15 protein-coding genes are annotated in these 16,348 nt (G+C 56.1%); 10 read left to right on the top strand and 5 right to left on the bottom strand.

Annotation, left to right across the window (positions count from 1 at the left end; translation table 11 throughout):
- Positions 1-79 precede the first annotated feature (79 nt).
- The 3 genes from uvrD (at position 80) to corA (ending at position 3,550) form a co-directional block, all read left to right on the top strand.
- The gene (gene uvrD / locus L462_RS05500) at positions 80-2,242 is read left to right on the top strand and encodes a DNA helicase II (protein WP_020882882.1); all 2,163 of its coding nucleotides are present in this window, start codon (positions 80-82) and stop codon (positions 2,240-2,242) included.
- A gap of 149 nt (positions 2,243-2,391) precedes the next feature.
- Positions 2,392-2,448: a YsgD/CorL family protein gene (ysgD, locus tag L462_RS25415; RefSeq protein ID WP_212743980.1), complete on the top strand. Its 57-nt coding sequence runs from the start codon at positions 2,392-2,394 to the stop codon at positions 2,446-2,448.
- A 151-nt stretch (positions 2,449-2,599) separates the two neighbouring features.
- The gene (gene corA / locus L462_RS05505; RefSeq protein WP_020882881.1) at positions 2,600-3,550 is read left to right on the top strand and encodes a magnesium/cobalt transporter CorA; all 951 of its coding nucleotides are present in this window, start codon (positions 2,600-2,602) and stop codon (positions 3,548-3,550) included.
- Between the two features lie 42 nt (positions 3,551-3,592).
- Here corA and rarD read toward each other — a convergent pair whose 3' ends face one another.
- Both rarD and yigI read right to left on the bottom strand, forming a co-directional pair.
- Positions 3,593-4,489: an EamA family transporter RarD gene (gene rarD / locus L462_RS05510; protein WP_014172130.1), complete on the bottom strand. Its 897-nt coding sequence runs from the start codon at positions 4,487-4,489 to the stop codon at positions 3,593-3,595.
- Between the two features lie 51 nt (positions 4,490-4,540).
- Positions 4,541-5,008 carry an acyl-CoA thioesterase YigI gene (gene yigI, locus L462_RS05515; RefSeq protein ID WP_014172129.1) on the bottom strand — a complete coding sequence of 156 codons (468 nt, stop codon included), beginning with the start codon at positions 5,006-5,008 and terminating at the stop codon, positions 4,541-4,543.
- Between the two features lie 161 nt (positions 5,009-5,169).
- Between yigI and pldA the strand changes: the two genes are divergently transcribed.
- The 3 genes from pldA (at position 5,170) to rhtC (ending at position 8,641) form a co-directional block, all read left to right on the top strand.
- Positions 5,170-6,039 (top strand): phospholipase A, encoded by an 870-nt coding sequence (pldA, locus tag L462_RS05520; protein WP_020882880.1) that lies wholly within the window; start codon positions 5,170-5,172, stop codon positions 6,037-6,039.
- A gap of 90 nt (positions 6,040-6,129) precedes the next feature.
- Positions 6,130-7,959, top strand: coding sequence for an ATP-dependent DNA helicase RecQ (recQ, locus tag L462_RS05525; RefSeq protein ID WP_025202782.1), 1,830 nt, complete (start codon positions 6,130-6,132; stop codon positions 7,957-7,959).
- A 61-nt stretch (positions 7,960-8,020) separates the two neighbouring features.
- The gene (gene rhtC / locus L462_RS05530) at positions 8,021-8,641 is read left to right on the top strand and encodes a threonine export protein RhtC (protein ID WP_014172126.1); all 621 of its coding nucleotides are present in this window, start codon (positions 8,021-8,023) and stop codon (positions 8,639-8,641) included.
- Here rhtC and rhtB read toward each other — a convergent pair.
- On the bottom strand, positions 8,638-9,258 hold the full coding sequence (gene rhtB, locus L462_RS05535; RefSeq protein WP_032679213.1) for a homoserine/homoserine lactone efflux protein: 621 nt from the start codon (positions 9,256-9,258) through the stop codon (positions 8,638-8,640). The genes rhtC and rhtB overlap by 4 nt on opposite strands.
- A 109-nt stretch (positions 9,259-9,367) precedes the next feature.
- Between rhtB and pldB the strand changes: the two genes are divergently transcribed.
- The 3 genes from pldB to L462_RS05550 all read left to right on the top strand — a co-directional run bounded on the left by pldB (position 9,368) and on the right by L462_RS05550 (position 12,175).
- Positions 9,368-10,360, top strand: coding sequence for a lysophospholipase L2 (gene pldB, locus L462_RS05540; protein ID WP_020882879.1), 993 nt, complete (start codon positions 9,368-9,370; stop codon positions 10,358-10,360).
- Between the two features lie 32 nt (positions 10,361-10,392).
- Positions 10,393-11,193: a sugar/pyridoxal phosphate phosphatase YigL gene (gene yigL, locus L462_RS05545; RefSeq protein ID WP_020882878.1), complete on the top strand. Its 801-nt coding sequence runs from the start codon at positions 10,393-10,395 to the stop codon at positions 11,191-11,193.
- Positions 11,194-11,275: 82 nt separating this feature from the next.
- Positions 11,276-12,175 (top strand): carboxylate/amino acid/amine transporter, encoded by a 900-nt coding sequence (locus L462_RS05550; protein ID WP_025202785.1) that lies wholly within the window; start codon positions 11,276-11,278, stop codon positions 12,173-12,175.
- Here the strand turns inward: L462_RS05550 and metR are convergent.
- The gene (metR, locus tag L462_RS05555) at positions 12,063-13,016 is read right to left on the bottom strand and encodes an HTH-type transcriptional regulator MetR (protein ID WP_014172120.1); all 954 of its coding nucleotides are present in this window, start codon (positions 13,014-13,016) and stop codon (positions 12,063-12,065) included. The two genes, L462_RS05550 and metR, sit on opposite strands and share 113 nt — an antisense overlap.
- 116 nt (positions 13,017-13,132) lie before the next feature.
- On the opposite strand from metR, the gene metE reads away from it, so the two are divergent.
- A complete protein-coding gene (gene metE, locus L462_RS05560; protein WP_032679212.1) occupies positions 13,133-15,394 on the top strand; it encodes a 5-methyltetrahydropteroyltriglutamate--homocysteine S-methyltransferase in 2,262 nt (753 codons plus the stop codon).
- Positions 15,395-15,439: 45 nt separating this feature from the next.
- Here metE and L462_RS05565 read toward each other — a convergent pair whose 3' ends face one another.
- Entirely contained in the window at positions 15,440-16,246 is an 807-nt protein-coding gene (locus L462_RS05565; RefSeq protein WP_032679211.1) for a dienelactone hydrolase family protein, read from the bottom strand.
- Between the last annotated feature and the right edge of the window lie 102 nt (positions 16,247-16,348).

Genomic DNA, 16,348 nt, shown 5'->3' with positions numbered 1-16,348 from the left:
CATCAATTGTTCTGTATAAATTAACAGGGTTTTGGCGAAGGAATCACATTCGCCTGCCTGACATTACGTGACGGTGCCAATGGACGTTTCTTACCTGCTCGACAGCCTTAATGACAAACAGCGTGACGCGGTTGCCGCTTCGCGCACCAACATGCTGGTGCTGGCTGGGGCGGGCAGTGGTAAGACGCGCGTGCTGGTACACCGTATTGCGTGGCTGCAGAGCGTGGAAAACTGCTCGCCGTACTCCATTATGGCGGTGACGTTTACCAACAAGGCGGCGGCAGAGATGCGCCACCGAATCGCACAGCTGATGGGCACCAGCCAGGGCGGCATGTGGGTGGGTACTTTCCACGGTCTGGCGCATCGCCTGCTGCGGGCGCACCATATGGACGCTAACCTGCCGCAGGATTTCCAGATCCTCGACAGCGAAGATCAGCTGCGTCTGCTGAAGCGTCTTATCAAGGCGATGAATCTCGACGAGAAGCAGTGGCCGCCGCGTCAGGCAATGTGGTACATCAACGGCCAGAAAGACGAAGGGCTGCGTCCGCACCATATTCAGAGCTTCGGCAACCCGGTCGAGCAAACCTGGCAGAACGTTTATAAAGCCTACCAGGAGGCGTGCGATCGCGCAGGTCTGGTGGACTTTGCTGAGCTGCTGCTGCGTGCGCACGAGCTGTGGCTCAACAAACCGCATATCCTGCAGCACTATCGTGAACGCTTCACCAATATTCTGGTGGACGAATTCCAGGATACCAACAACATCCAGTATGCATGGATCCGCCTGCTGGCCGGTGATACCGGCAAGGTGATGATCGTTGGTGATGACGATCAGTCTATCTATGGCTGGCGTGGGGCGCAGGTGGAAAACATTCAGCGCTTCCTCAATGATTTCCCCGGTGCTCAGACCATCCGTCTGGAGCAGAACTACCGTTCGACCAGCAACATTCTGAGCGCCGCCAACGCCCTGATTGAGAACAACAACGGGCGTCTCGGTAAAAAGCTGTGGACCGATGGCGTTGACGGTGAACCGATCTCTATCTACTGCGCATTCAACGAACTTGATGAAGCGCGCTTTGTGGTGAACCGTATTAAAACCTGGCAGGACAACGGCGGCGCGCTGGAGCAGTGTGCCATTCTCTATCGCAGCAACGCCCAGTCGCGCGTGCTGGAAGAGGCGTTGCTGCAGGTGAGTATGCCGTACCGTATTTACGGCGGCATGCGCTTCTTCGAACGTCAGGAGATCAAAGACGCACTCTCGTATCTGCGTCTGATCGCAAACCGTAATGACGATGCGGCGTTTGAGCGCGTGGTGAACACCCCAACTCGCGGCATCGGTGACCGTACCCTGGACGTGGTGCGTCAGGCCTCCCGCGATCGCCAGCTGACACTCTGGCAGGCGTGCCGCGAGTTGTTGCAGGAGAAAGCGCTCGCCGGACGTGCAGCCAGCGCCTTACAACGCTTCCTGGAGCTGATTGATGCCCTGGCACAGGAAACGGCCGATATGCCTCTGCACGTTCAGACCGACCGGGTGATTAAAGACTCCGGCCTGCGCACTATGTATGAGCAGGAGAAAGGCGAAAAGGGCCAGACCCGTATTGAGAACTTAGAGGAACTGGTGACGGCAACGCGCCAGTTCAGCTACAACGAAGAAGACGAAGATTTGATGCCGCTGCAGGCGTTCCTCTCCCACGCGGCGCTGGAAGCGGGCGAAGGGCAGGCAGACACCTGGCAGGATGCGGTTCAACTTATGACCCTGCACTCCGCCAAAGGTCTGGAGTTCCCGCAGGTGTTTATCGTCGGGATGGAAGAGGGGATGTTCCCGAGCCAGATGTCGCTGGATGAAGGTGGGCGTCTGGAGGAGGAGCGTCGTCTGGCCTATGTTGGCGTGACGCGCGCGATGCAAAAGCTGACGCTGACCTATGCCGAAACCCGACGCCTGTACGGTAAAGAGGTGTATCACCGTCCGTCGCGCTTTATCGGCGAACTGCCGGAAGAGTGCGTGGAAGAGGTACGCCTGCGCGCCAGTATCAGCCGCCCGGTCAGCCATCAGCGTATGGGCTCGCCGATTGCTGAAACGGACACCGGCTACAAGCTGGGTCAGCGCGTGCGTCATGCTAAGTTTGGTGAAGGCACCATCGTCAATCTGGAAGGTAGCGGCGAGCACAGCCGCCTGCAGGTGGCGTTCCAGGGGCAAGGTATCAAATGGCTGGTGGCAGCCTACGCCAGACTGGAAACTGTGTAACTTTCAGAAAAATATCATTATTTTGTAATAATCTGCTAGCCTTATACGTTGAAGGTCAATTAATGCCCTTCAGCGTTCCGTTGCGTGTTGACGCCACTATTACTGCTGGCGTAACATGCGCGCACGATTACGCTAAGAGGACATTCGCCTTGGACACACCCAGTAGATACTGGCTCAATTCCCTGTCATCCAGGAACAACTCCTAAGGCTATCTCCTCTTGCTGATGGCCTTAGTGGTTGTCAGCGACCTGCATTATTCCCGTCGCGCTGAGTCAGGCTGTTTAATGGTCTGAAACCCAATTTGTTTCTGTGTGCCCACCGAACTGTCCGATATTTTTTGCATTGGGAGTCCCGGTCATGTTGAGCGCATTTCAACTCGAAAATAACCGACTGACTCGGCTTGAAGCCGAAGAGTCACAGCCCCTCATTGATGCCGTATGGGTGGATCTGGTCGAGCCGGACGACGATGAGCGCCTTCGCGTACAATCTGAGCTGGGGCAAAGCCTGGCAACCCGCCCGGAACTGGAAGACATCGAAGCATCTGCTCGTTTTTTTGAAGATGAAGACGGTCTGCATATTCACTCCTTCTTCTTCTTTGAAGACGCCGACGATCACGCAGGTAACTCCACCGTGGCGTTTACCATTCGTGACGGTCGCCTGTTTACCCTGCGCGAACGTGAGCTGCCCGCGTTTCGTCTCTACCGCATGCGCGCCCGTAGCCAGGCGATGGTCGACGGTAATGCCTACGAACTGCTGCTGGACCTGTTTGAAACCAAAATCGAACAGCTGGCGGATGAAATTGAAAACATCTACAGCGACCTGGAAAAGCTGAGCCGCGTCATTATGGAAGGGCATCAGGGCGATGAATACGACGAAGCGCTTTCGACGCTGGCAGAGCTGGAAGATATCGGCTGGAAGGTGCGTTTGTGTCTGATGGATACCCAGCGCGCGCTGAACTTCCTGGTGCGTAAGGCGCGTCTGCCGGGCGGTCAGCTGGAGCAGGCGCGTGAGATCCTGCGCGATATCGAATCCCTGCTGCCGCACAATGAATCGTTGTTCCAGAAGGTCAACTTCCTGATGCAGGCGGCGATGGGCTTTATCAATATCGAGCAGAACCGCATCATCAAGATCTTCTCGGTGGTCTCGGTGGTCTTCCTGCCACCAACGCTGGTGGCCTCGAGCTACGGGATGAACTTTGAGTTTATGCCGGAGCTTAAGTGGAGCTTTGGCTACCCCGGCGCGATTATCTTTATGATCCTCGCCGGGCTGGCGCCGTACCTCTACTTCAAGCGCCGTAACTGGCTGTAAACATCAGGCGGGTGGCGTTGTGCCTGCCCGCCTTATCACCGCTTACAATCCTTTGCGCGTTCTGCGCTGGGTATAAAGGGCGTCTGCAACAAAAATCGCCAGCGCCACCCAGATAAAGGCAAACGTCACCATCTTATCTGCGCCCGGTACTTCGCCGTAAAACACCACTGCCAGCAGGAACATCAGCGTCGGACCGATGTACTGAAAGAAGCCCAGCGTGGAGAGACGCAGGCGCGTTGCGGCACCGGTGAAGCACAGCAGAGGAATGGTGGTTACCACACCGGCCGCCATCAGCATCAGATTCAACGACAACGGGTTACTGCCCATATGGCTGGTTGCGCTGTCGGCAATACCAAACAGGTAAATCGCCGCGACCGGCAATAGCCACAGGGTTTCAAACAGCATCCCGGTCTGCGCTTCAACGGCTATCTTCTTCCGGACCAGCCCGTAAAACGCAAAGCTGAACGCCAGGCCCAGAGCGATCACGGGCAGCGAACCGAAGGTCCACAGTTGAACCAGCACGCCGCAAAAAGCGAGGATGACCGCCAGCCACTGCATGCGACGGAAACGCTCGCCCAGGAAAATCATGCCCAGAACAATGTTGACCAGGGGATTAATAAAATAGCCCAGGCTTGCTTCGAGCATGTGATGGTTATTGACTGCCCAGATAAAGAGCAGCCAGTTGCCGCCTATCAGCACGGCTGAGAGGGCCAGCAGGAACACCTTTTTCGGCGTTTTCAGCAGCGTTTTGACGCCAGACCACTGACGGCTAACGCTCATCAGCGCGATCATAAAGAAAAACGACCAAATCACACGGTGTGTGAGGATCTCGTCAGCGGGAACGTAAGCGATAAACTTGAAGTACGCCGGTGCGATACCCCAAATAAAATAAGCGGCAAGGGCGAGTAGTACGCCCTGCCGCGTTTGTTTAGCATCCATCGGGATAATCCGTTACAAAAAAGTGAATTAATTTTACCCGATTTTAGGGTTTCAACCCACCATATAAGTGGCAGTTGCGCTGGCGATATAGACCTGCTCTTCGTTATGCAATTCAACGCGGGCGACGGCAACCTTATTCCCGGCGCGCAGCAGGCTGCTGGTGGCGGTAAAACGGTTTCCGCGCCCGGGACGCAGGTAATCGACGCGTAAATCGATGGTGCCCATACGCGACAAACGCTGGCGCAACTCGTCTTCATTGATGGTGTCATGGCGCGTCAGCGTACTGCCCACACAGACCAGACCCGCCGCCACATCCAGCGCTGAGGCAATCACCCCGCCGTGCAAAATACTCTGCGCCCAGTTGCCTACCATCATCGGCTGGTTGTTGAAGCTGAGCTGGGCAAACGCTTTCTCGTAGCGCTCGAGCTCCAGACCCAGTGCACGGTTAAACGGCATATGGTAAACAAAAATCTCGCCCACGAGTTTTAACGCTTCTTCGGCGGTAAGCATGGCTGACATGAGGCATCACATCCTTATTGTTAATAAAATGTTGATTTTATGCTTCAGCAATAAGGAATTCCACTTTCAGAAACGAGGATGCAGCAGTTGTCGCAGAAGTATGTAGAATATCCGCCACATAACAATTCAACTAATTAACTCTTTGCAGGAGAACACCACCGATGCGGACGTATCTGGCCTGGTTACTGGCGGCGGTTGCGCTGCCCCTCACAGCATATGCCCAGGAAGCGACGATTAAAGAAGTTCACGATCAACCTGCCGTGCAGGGCAGCATTATCGCGAACCTTCTTCAGGAACATGATAATCCGTTCACGCTGTATCCGTATGACACCAACTACGTGATATACACGCAGACCAGCGATCTCAACAAAGAGGCGATAAGCTCCTATAACTGGTCCGATAATGCGCGTAAAGACGAAGTGAAGTTCCAGTTAAGTCTCGCGTTCCCGTTCTGGCGCGGCATTCTGGGACCGAATTCGGTGCTCGGCGCCTCTTACACGCAGAAATCCTGGTGGCAGCTTTCCAACAGTGGCGAATCTTCACCGTTCCGTGAAACCAACTATGAGCCGCAGCTGTTCCTCGGTTTTGCGACCGATTATGAATTCGCGGGTTGGACGCTGCGTGACATTGAGGTGGGCTTTAACCACGATTCAAATGGACGCTCCGACCCTACCTCGCGCAGCTGGAACCGTGCCTATACGCGACTGATGGCGCAAAACGGCAACTGGATGGCGGAAGTGAAGCCGTGGTTTGTGGTGGGCGATACCGACGACAACCCGGATATCACCAAATATATGGGTTATTATCAGCTCAAAATCGGCTATCAGTTGGGTGACGCGGTGCTGAGCGCCAAAGGTCAGTACAACTGGAACACCGGTTACGGTGGTGCGGAACTGGGTCTCAGTTATCCGGTGAGCAAGCACGTTCGCCTCTATACTCAGGTTTACAGCGGTTACGGCGAGTCGCTTATCGATTACAACTTCAACCAGACCCGTGTAGGTGTGGGCGTGATGCTGAACGATATTTTCTAGGCAGCTCGAATGTTTTTTCGTTAAACGTTGAAGTTTCTCTCTCAGGCGCTGAAAATAGCGCCTGTTTTATTTCTGGCAAATGGGGTTAACGTGGCGCAGGCGGAAGTATTGAATCAGGAATCGCTGGCTAAACAGGTTTTGCATGAAACCTTTGGCTACCAGCAGTTCCGCCCTGGCCAGGAAACCATCATTGAAACCGTGCTGGAAGGCCGCGATTGTCTGGTGGTCATGCCTACCGGCGGCGGTAAATCCCTCTGCTATCAGGTGCCCGCGCTGGTGCTCAACGGCCTGACGGTCGTGGTATCGCCTCTTATTTCCCTGATGAAAGATCAGGTCGATCAGCTCCTTGCCAACGGCGTGGCGGCGGCCTGTCTTAACTCCAGCCAGACCCGCGAGCAGCAGCAAGAGGTCATGGCCGGTTGCCGTACCGGGCAGGTTCGCCTGCTGTATATCGCGCCGGAACGTCTGATGCTGGATAACTTCCTCGATCATCTGTCGCACTGGAATCCGGTCCTGCTGGCGGTGGATGAAGCCCACTGTATCTCCCAGTGGGGACATGATTTCCGCCCGGAATATGCGGCGCTCGGCCAGCTCCGTCAGCGTTTTCCCGAACTGCCGTTTATGGCACTCACCGCGACGGCAGATGACACCACGCGTCAGGATATCGTCCGGCTGCTGGGGCTGAACGATCCGCTGATTCAGGTCAGCAGCTTCGACCGCCCGAACATCCGCTACATGCTGATGGAAAAATTCAAGCCGCTGGATCAGCTTCTGCGCTACGTGCAGGAGCAGCGCGGGAAGTCCGGCATCATCTACTGCAACAGCCGCGCGAAGGTGGAAGACACGGCCGCGCGCCTGCAGAACCGTGGTTTTAGCGCCGCCGCCTACCATGCCGGGCTGGAAAACGCGGTTCGCGCCGATGTGCAGGAGAAATTCCAGCGCGATGACCTGCAGATTGTGGTGGCGACGGTGGCGTTCGGAATGGGGATCAACAAGCCGAACGTGCGCTTCGTCGTACACTTCGACATTCCGCGCAATATCGAATCGTACTACCAGGAAACTGGCCGCGCCGGGCGTGATGGGCTGCCTGCAGAAGCCATGCTGTTTTACGATCCGGCCGACATGGCGTGGCTGCGCCGTTGTCTGGAAGAGAAACCGCAGGGCCAACTGCAGGATATCGAACGTCACAAGCTCAACGCGATGGGCGCGTTTGCCGAAGCGCAAACCTGCCGCCGTCTGGTGCTGCTCAACTACTTTGGCGAGGGGCGTCAGGAGCCGTGCGGCAACTGCGATATCTGTCTTGACCCACCAAAGCAATACGATGGCCTGATGGATGCGCGCAAAGCGCTCTCGACCATCTATCGTGTGAACCAGCGCTTCGGCATGGGCTACGTGGTGGAAGTGTTGCGTGGGGCGAATAACCAGCGTATCCGCGACATGGGACACGATAAACTGCCCGTCTACGGTATCGGCAAAGACCAGAGTCACGAGCACTGGGTGAGCATCATCCGTCAGCTGATTCACCTGGGCTTTGCCACGCAAAACATTGCCCAACACTCCGCGCTTCAGCTTACCGAAGCGGCACGTCCGGTGCTGCGCGGGGATATCGAACTGAAGCTCGCGGTTCCGCGCGTTGTCGCCCTGAAGCCGCGGGTGATGCAAAAATCGTACGGCGGCAATTACGACCGCAAGCTGTTTGCCAAACTGCGCAAGCTGCGTAAAGCCATTGCTGATGAAGAGAACATTCCGCCCTACGTGGTCTTCAACGATGCGACGCTTATCGAGATGGCAGAGCAGACGCCGCTCAGCGCCAGCGAAATGCTCAGCGTCAACGGTGTTGGCACGCGCAAGCTGGAGCGCTTTGGCAAAGAGTTTATGGCGCTTATCCGCGCTCATGTCGACGGTGACGATGAGGAGTAGTCAGCCAGCCTAAAAAATGTCAGGATGGTGACTCACTTAATTATTTCCCTGCGAGTTAATTATGTTAATGCTATTTCTTACCGTGGCGTTAGTGCACATCGTTGCGCTCATGAGCCCGGGCCCTGACTTTTTCTTCGTGTCGCAAACCGCCGTCAGCCGCTCCCGCAAAGAAGCGATGATGGGGGTGCTGGGTATCACCATGGGCGTTATGGTCTGGGCGGCCGTGGCGCTGCTTGGTCTGAACCTGATTCTGGCGAAGATGGCCTGGTTGCACAACATCATCATGGTTGGCGGGGGGCTTTACCTTTGCTGGATGGGCTACCAGATGCTGCGTGGGGCGTTGAAGAAAGAAGAGAAAAAGCCGGAAGAGCCGAAAGTTGAGCTGGCAACGGGCGGCCGGAGTTTTATTAAAGGGCTGCTCACCAACCTGGCGAACCCAAAAGCGATTATCTATTTCGGCTCCGTGTTCTCCCTGTTTGTGGGTGACAACGTGGGGGCGGGTGCGCGTTGGGGCATTTTCCTGCTGATCGTGGTGGAAACTTTTGCGTGGTTTACCGTGGTTGCCAGCCTGTTTGCCTTACCGGCGATGCGCCGCGGTTACCAGCGTATTGCGAAGTGGATTGACGGCTTCGCCGGCGCGTTGTTCGCCGGCTTTGGCATTCATCTCATTATTTCTCGCTAAGCATGACGCGCTGACGCAAGCAGCGCGCCTACCAGCATAAACAGCGAACCAAAGACTTTGTTCAGGGCCTTCATCTGCTTAGGCCCTTTAATCCACACCGCAATCCGCTGCGCCAGCGTCGCGTAACCAATCATCACGATGATATCGACAACAATGGTGGTCGCACCCAGCACCACGTACTGCATGACCTGTGGCTGATGCGGGACGATAAACTGCGGGAACAGCGCGGCGAGGAAAACAATACTTTTCGGGTTGGTCAGGTTCACAAACACCGCGCGTTTAAACAGGCGCCCGCGTGTTTGCGTCTGGGCGAGCGTATTAAGATCAATTGAGCCTGCCGCACGCCACTGCTGAATACCAAGCCAAATCAGGTACGCGGCACCGGCCCATTTCAGCACGTCAAAGGCCAGTACCGAGCGGGAGAACAGCGTACCCAGACCAATGCCCACCAGCACGATATGAATGCCCAGACCGGTCTGCAAACCGGCAATGGACGCCGCGGCACCGCGATAGCCGTGGTTGATGGAGGTGGTCATGGTGTTAATGGCGCCTGAACCTGGGGAAAGGCTAAGGATGATGGATGTCAGCAGATAAGCGAACCACCACTCGAAGGTCATTTGAAACTCCCGAATTGTCTGTTTTTATGCCACAATACGCTATTGTTACGTCATTTTGTGACCGGTGACGAAAAAACGATATTCCTTGGCTTACGGGGGTGGAAACCCGATGTTTCAGCAGAAAAAGGACTGGGAAACACGAGAAAACGCATTTGCTGCTTTCTCTATGGGGCCGCTGACCGATTTCTGGCGTCAGCGTGAGGAAGATGAGTTTACGGGTGTTGGCGATGTTCCGGTACGCTTTGTGCGTTTCCATGATGAGAAAAACGATCGGGTGATCGTGGTCTGTCCGGGACGTATTGAGAGCTACATCAAATACGCTGAACTGGCCTATGACCTGTTCCATCTGGGCTTCGATGTGTTGATTATCGACCATCGCGGGCAGGGGCTTTCTGGCCGCTTATTGTCGGACACGCATCGCGGTCATGTGGATAACTTCAGCGATTACGTCGACGATCTTGCCGCCTTCTGGCAGCAGGAAGTTCAGCCGGGCCCGTGGCGTAAGCGCTATATTCTGGCGCACTCCATGGGTGGGGCGATTTCGACGCTGTTTTTACAGCGCTATGACCACCAGTGTGATGCCATTGCGCTCACCGCGCCGATGTATGGCATCGTCATGCGTTTTCCGGACTGGATGGTGCGCCATATTCTCGACTGGGCTGAGGGCCATCAGCGCATTCGTGAAGGGTATGCCATCGGGACAGGGCGCTGGCGCGCGCTGCCGTTTGCCCTCAACGTATTGACCCATAGCCGGCAGCGTTATCGCCGTAACCTGCGTTTTTATGCCGATGAACCGCGCCTGCGCGTCGGTGGCCCGACATATCACTGGGTGCGGGAAGGGATCCTTGCCGGTGAACAGGTGCTTGCTGGTGTTGGTAAAGATGATACGCCGACACTTCTGATTCAGGCTGAAGAAGAGCGTGTGGTGGATAACCGCATGCATGACCGCTTTTGTGAACTCCGCGCTGCGGCCGGTCACCCTTGCGAAGGGGGTAAACCGCTGGTCATCAACGGCGCGTACCATGAGATCCTTTTTGAAAAGGACGCTATGCGCTCAGTCGCGCTCAACGCCATTGTTGAATTTTTCGACAGGCATAATTGATTGTTGTTTTACCACCAGAGGTTGAAATCCCTATGTACCAGGTTGTTGCATCTGATTTAGATGGCACGCTGCTTTCGCCCGACCATACCCTGTCGCCTTACGCGAAAGAGACCTTAAAGCTTCTGACCGCCCGCGGAGTGAACTTCGTGTTTGCCACCGGCCGCCACCACGTGGACGTGGGGCAGATCCGCGATAATCTTGAGATCAAATCGTACATGATCACCTCCAACGGTGCGCGCGTGCACGATACCGATGGCAACCTGATCTTTACGCATAACCTGGATCGCGACATTGCCGCCGATCTGTTCGGCGTAGTGCATAACAACCCGGACATTATCACTAACGTTTATCGCGATGACGACTGGTTCATGAATCGCCATCGCCCGGATGAAATGCGTTTCTTCAAGGAAGCGGTATTTAACTATTCCCTGTACGAGCCAGGCCTGCTGGAGCCGGAAGGGATCAGCAAGGTGTTCTTTACCTGCGAAAGCCACGAAGCGTTGTTACCGCTGGAACAGGCGATTAATGCGCGTTGGGGTGACCGCGTCAACGTGAGTTTCTCGACCCTGACCTGTCTGGAAGTTATGGCCGGGGGTGTTTCCAAAGGGCACGCGCTGGAAGCCGTGGCGAAACGTCTTGGCTTCGAACTGAAAGACTGTATCGCCTTCGGTGATGGCATGAACGACGCCGAGATGCTCTCTATGGCGGGCAAAGGCTGCATTATGCAGAATGCACACCAGCGTCTGAAAGACCTGCACCCGGAACTGGAAGTGATTGGGTCTAACGCTGACAACGCGGTACCAAAATACCTGCGCAAACTGTTCCTTGAATAATCTTCATTTGATTGTTTATTGCTCAGTTGTCAACTAAAGAGTTCGCTACAATGCCTGTCCTTCTTTCTGAGAGACAAGCATTGTGGCGCTACTCATTATTACCACTATCCTGTGGGCCTTCTCTTTTAGCCTGATTGGCGAGTACCTCGCCGGGCACGTCGACAGCTACTTCTCGGTGCTGATGCGCGTGGGGCTGGCGGCGCTGGTATTCCTGCCCTTCCTGCGTACACGCGGGCAATCGCTGAAGACCATTTTGCTGTACATGCTGGTGGGGGCGATGCAGCTCGGCATCATGTACCTGTTCAGCTTCCGGGCTTACGTCTACCTGTCTGTCTCTGAATTTCTGCTTTTCACCGTGCTTACGCCGCTCTATATCACGCTGATTTACGATCTACTCAGCAAACGTCGTTTGCGCTGGGGATATCTGTTGAGCGCGGCGCTGGCGGTGATCGGGGCGGCGATTATTCGCTACGACAAAGTGAGCGACCACTTCTGGACCGGGCTGATGTTCGTGCAGCTGGCGAACCTCAGCTTTGCCATCGGTATGGTCGGGTACAAGCGCCTGATGGAAACCCGTCCGATGCCACAGCATAACGCGTTCGCCTGGTTCTATATGGGGGCAGCTATCGTCGCGGTGGCGGCATGGTTTATGCTCGGCAACCCGCAAAAGCTCCCGACGACAAGCCTGCAGTGGGGCGTTCTGGTCTGGCTGGGCGTGGTGGCATCGGGGCTGGGGTACTTCATGTGGAACTACGGCGCTACGCAGGTAGACGCCGGTACGCTGGGGATCATGAACAACGTGCATGTGCCTGCAGGGCTGCTGGTGAACCTTGCCATCTGGCAGCAGCAGCCTCACTGGCCGAGCTTCCTTATTGGGGGAGCAGTGATTCTGGCTTCGCTGTGGGTCCATCGCCGTTGGGTCGCTCCGCGCTCCGCACAAACGGAAGATGATCGCACGCGTGGTTCCGCGCAGAGCGAATAAACGCTTCCGTAATCGGCTGACGCTGCTCGCCATCGCGCACGGCGGCGTACAGCCGGCTCCATAGTCCCTCACCCAGGGTTTTAGTGACAACCAGACCCTGGCGTTCAAAACTCTCCACAACCCAGTGTGGCAGCGCCGCGATGCCCATTCTGGCGGCAACCATCTGAATCAACAGCAGGGTGTTATCCACGCTTTTGAGCTGCGGGCTAATGCCGGCCGGCTGCAGGAAGTGACGCCAGATATCCAGCCGACTGCGCTGTACCGGGTAAATCAGCAGCGTTTCACTGGCTAAATCTTCCGGGGTGATACGCGTTTTACTGGCCAGCGGATGATCCGGAGCCAGCACCAGACGTACCTCATAATCAAACATTGGCGAATAGTGCAGGCCGCTGCGGGGCAGAATGTCTGAGGTCATCACCAGATCCAGTTCGCCCTGCTGGAGCGACGGCTGCGGGTCGAACGTCACGCCGGATTTGAAATCCATCTCCACCTGCGGCCACCTCTGGCGGAAGTTCTCAAGCGCGGGTGTCAGCCATTGAATACAGCTGTGACACTCAATGGCGATACGCAGTCTGGTTTGTTGCGGCTCGTTACAGGACTGCAGCGCGCTGGCTATTTGCGGCAGCACCTGATTAGCCAGCTGCAGCAGGATCTCGCCCTGAGGCGTAAAGCGTAGCGGCTGGCTCTTACGCACAAAAAGACGAAAGCCGAGGCGTTGTTCCAGATCGCTGAACTGGTGAGAAAGGGCGGACTGGGTCTGGTGCAGCGTGGCTGCCGCCGCCGCGAGAGAACCGCAATTTCGCAACGCTTGTAGCGTTTTCAGGTGTTTAATCTCGATCATGAAAGTCCTTCACTTCGCCATGAACATTTTGCGCTTGAGGAATATACAGTAACTGCCAATTATGGATGTGTAAACATCTGGATGGCTAAATACGAAAAATTCACAGGGGACACACCATGACAATTCGCAATCACACTCTCGGTTTCCCTCGCGTTGGCCTTCGCCGCGAGCTGAAAAAAGCGCAGGAAAGTTACTGGGCAGGTACCTCTGGCCGTGAAGAATTGCTGGCAGTGGGCCGCGAACTGCGTGCGCGCCACTGGGAACAGCAAAAGCAGGCGGGCATTGACCTGCTGCCCGTGGGCGATTTCGCCTGGTACGACCATGTTCTGACCACCAGCCTGCTGCTTGGCAACGTGCCGGCTCGTCATCAGAACAAAGATGGATCGGTAGATATCGACACCCTGTTCCGCATTGGCCGTGGTCGTGCGCCAACGGGAGAGCCTGCGGCAGCGGCGGAAATGACCAAGTGGTTCAACACCAACTATCACTATATGGTGCCGGAATTTGTGAAAGGCCAGCAGTTCAAACTGAGCTGGACCCAGTTGCTCGACGAAGTCGATGAAGCGCTGGCGCTGGGCCACCAGGTGAAACCGGTACTGCTGGGGCCGGTAACGTATTTGTGGCTGGGTAAAGTGAAAGGCGAGCAGTTTGACCGTCTCAGCCTGCTGAACGATATTCTGCCGGTCTACAAACAGGTGCTGATTGAACTGGGTAAACGCGGAATTCAGTGGGTGCAAATCGATGAGCCTGCGCTGGTGCTGGAGCTGCCGCAGGCGTGGCTGAAAGCGTTTAAACCCGCTTACGATGCCCTTACTGGTCAGGTGAAGCTATTGCTGACCACCTATTTTGAAGGCGTGACGCCGAACCTGAGTACCATTACTGCGCTGCCGGTTCAGGGTCTTCATGTTGACCTGGTCCACGGCAAAGATGACGTGGCCGAACTGCACAAACGTCTGCCCGAAGAGTGGCTGCTCTCGGCCGGACTGGTGAATGGCCGTAACGTCTGGCGCGCCGATCTGAGCGAGAAATATGCACAGATTAAAGATCTCGTCGGCAAACGTGAGCTGTGGGTGGCCTCCTCCTGCTCTCTGCTGCACAGCCCAATCGATTTGAGTGTGGAAACCCGTCTGGATCCCGAGGTGAAGAGCTGGTTTGCCTTTGCGCTGCAAAAATGTGAAGAGCTGGCGCTGCTGCGTGATGCGTTAAATAGCGGTGACACCACGGCCATTACCGACTGGAGCGCCCCCATTCAGGCGCGTCGTCATTCGGCGCGCGTCCACAACCCGGCGGTCGAAAAACGTCTGGCGACCATTACCGCGCAGGACAGCCAGCGTCAGAGCCCCTATGAAGTGCGTGCCGAAGCCCAGCGTGCCCGTTTCAACCTGCCAGCGTGGCCAACCACCACCATCGGCTCCTTCCCGCAGACGACGGAGATCCGCGGCCTGCGTCTGGATTTCAAAAAAGGCAACCTTGATGCGAATCACTACCGCACCGGCATCGCTGAGCACATCAGACAGGCGATTGTTGAGCAGGAACGTTTAGGTCTGGACGTGCTGGTGCACGGTGAAGCCGAGCGTAACGACATGGTGGAATACTTCGGCGAACATCTGGACGGTTTCGTCTTTACGCAGAACGGTTGGGTGCAGAGCTATGGTTCCCGCTGTGTGAAGCCACCGGTGGTGATTGGTGACGTCAGCCGCCCGCAAGCAATCACCGTAGAGTGGGCAAAATTCGCCCAGTCCCTGACCGACAAACCGGTGAAAGGGATGCTGACCGGCCCGGTGACGATCCTCTGCTGGTCCTTCCCGCGTGAAGATGTGACCCGTGAAACCATCGCCAAACAGATTGCGCTCGCGCTGCGTGATGAAGTGGCCGATCTGGAAGCGGCGGGTATTGGCATCATCCAGATTGATGAACCGGCGCTACGCGAAGGTTTGCCGCTGCGTCGCAGTGACTGGGATGCTTATCTGAAGTGGGGTGTGGAGGCTTTCCGCCTCAACGCCGCGGTCGCGAAAGACGACACGCAGATCCACACCCACATGTGTTACTGCGAATTTAACGACATTATGGATTCGATTGCCGCGCTGGATGCCGACGTGATCACCATCGAAACGTCGCGTTCAGACATGGAACTGCTGGAGTCCTTCGAAGCGTTCGAGTATCCAAACGAAATTGGGCCGGGTGTCTACGACATCCACTCCCCGAACGTACCGAGCGTGGAGTGGATTGAGAGCCTGCTGAAAAAAGCCGCCCAGCGGATCCCGGCTGAGCGCCTGTGGGTCAACCCGGACTGCGGACTGAAAACCCGCGGCTGGCCGGAGACCCGTGCGGCACTCGCGAACATGGTCAGGGCGGCGCAGAATTTGCGTCAGGCCTGATAAATCCGAAGCCCGGCAAGGCGTAGCCGCGACCGGGCTTTTGTTTTACGCTTTTTTCCCGCCGTACTGGCTGAACCATGCCAGCATCCGCTGCCAGCCATCTTTAGCTGATTCCGCGTGATAGCTCGGACGATAGTCGGCATTAAAGGCGTGGCCGGCATCCGGGTAAACGATGATTTCAGCTTTTGCATTGGCTGCGCGGAGCGCATGGCGCATGGTCTCTACCGTATCAAGCGGGATCCCGGTGTCCTGGCCGCCATAAAGCCCTAAGACTGGGGCATTTAACTCGGTGGCGATATCAACGGGATGCTTCGGCGAGTTCAGCGTTTTCTCCCCCACCAGTTTGCCGTACCAGGCAACGGCGGCTTTAAGCTGCGGATTATGTGCGGCATACAGCCAGCTGATACGTCCTCCCCAGCAGAAACCCGTCACCATCAGACGATGTGCGTCGCCGCCATTGCGCGCAGCCCAGCTGGCCACGTGGTCCAGATCGGCCAGTACCTGTGCATCCGGCACTTTGCTGACCAGGTTGCTGAACAGTGTCGGTATATCACTGTAGTCGTTCGGATCGCCCTGACGGAAATAGAGCTCTGGCGCAACGGCCAGATAACCTTCCAGCGCCAGACGGCGGCAAAGGTCGCGAATATGTTCGTGAACGCCGAAAATTTCCTGAACCACAATCACGATGGGCAGCGGGCCGTCGGCCGATTTTGGCCGCGCGTGGTAAGCAGGCATATTCTCCCCCTGCGAGGGGATGGAGGTCTCACCTGCCGTAATGGCCTCTTCAGGTGTTGAGACGATGGTTGATGTATGAGGGGCCGCTGCAGGTGCAAAACCGGTTTTTTCAGTCATGGCATTCTCCGTACCAATGAGTTAGCGCAAAGGTAAATATAGTCACCAGGTTAACAATTCACAGTGCCTTAAACGGTCTATCTTTTGTGCAGCACCTGACGA

The organism is Enterobacter sp. BIDMC 26 (genome assembly GCF_000534435.1).
Classification (GTDB): domain Bacteria; phylum Pseudomonadota; class Gammaproteobacteria; order Enterobacterales; family Enterobacteriaceae; genus Enterobacter; species Enterobacter ludwigii.
This window is presented reverse-complemented; position numbering and strand designations above follow the sequence as displayed.

What these genes read in the sequence shown, in the direction of transcription:
- uvrD (WP_020882882.1), top strand. Translation starts at nt 80, where the DNA reads ATGGACGTTTCTTACCTGCTCGACAGCCTTAATGACAAACAGCGTGAC.
- corA (WP_020882881.1), top strand. Translation starts at nt 2,600, where the DNA reads ATGTTGAGCGCATTTCAACTCGAAAATAACCGACTGACTCGGCTTGAA.
- rarD (WP_014172130.1), bottom strand. Translation starts at nt 4,489, where the DNA reads ATGGATGCTAAACAAACGCGGCAGGGCGTACTACTCGCCCTTGCCGCT.
- yigI (WP_014172129.1), bottom strand. Translation starts at nt 5,008, where the DNA reads ATGTCAGCCATGCTTACCGCCGAAGAAGCGTTAAAACTCGTGGGCGAG.
- pldA (WP_020882880.1), top strand. Translation starts at nt 5,170, where the DNA reads ATGCGGACGTATCTGGCCTGGTTACTGGCGGCGGTTGCGCTGCCCCTC.
- rhtC (WP_014172126.1), top strand. Translation starts at nt 8,021, where the DNA reads ATGTTAATGCTATTTCTTACCGTGGCGTTAGTGCACATCGTTGCGCTC.
- rhtB (WP_032679213.1), bottom strand. Translation starts at nt 9,258, where the DNA reads ATGACCTTCGAGTGGTGGTTCGCTTATCTGCTGACATCCATCATCCTT.
- pldB (WP_020882879.1), top strand. Translation starts at nt 9,368, where the DNA reads ATGTTTCAGCAGAAAAAGGACTGGGAAACACGAGAAAACGCATTTGCT.
- yigL (WP_020882878.1), top strand. Translation starts at nt 10,393, where the DNA reads ATGTACCAGGTTGTTGCATCTGATTTAGATGGCACGCTGCTTTCGCCC.
- metR (WP_014172120.1), bottom strand. Translation starts at nt 13,016, where the DNA reads ATGATCGAGATTAAACACCTGAAAACGCTACAAGCGTTGCGAAATTGC.
- metE (WP_032679212.1), top strand. Translation starts at nt 13,133, where the DNA reads ATGACAATTCGCAATCACACTCTCGGTTTCCCTCGCGTTGGCCTTCGC.
- L462_RS05565 (WP_032679211.1), bottom strand. Translation starts at nt 16,246, where the DNA reads ATGACTGAAAAAACCGGTTTTGCACCTGCAGCGGCCCCTCATACATCA.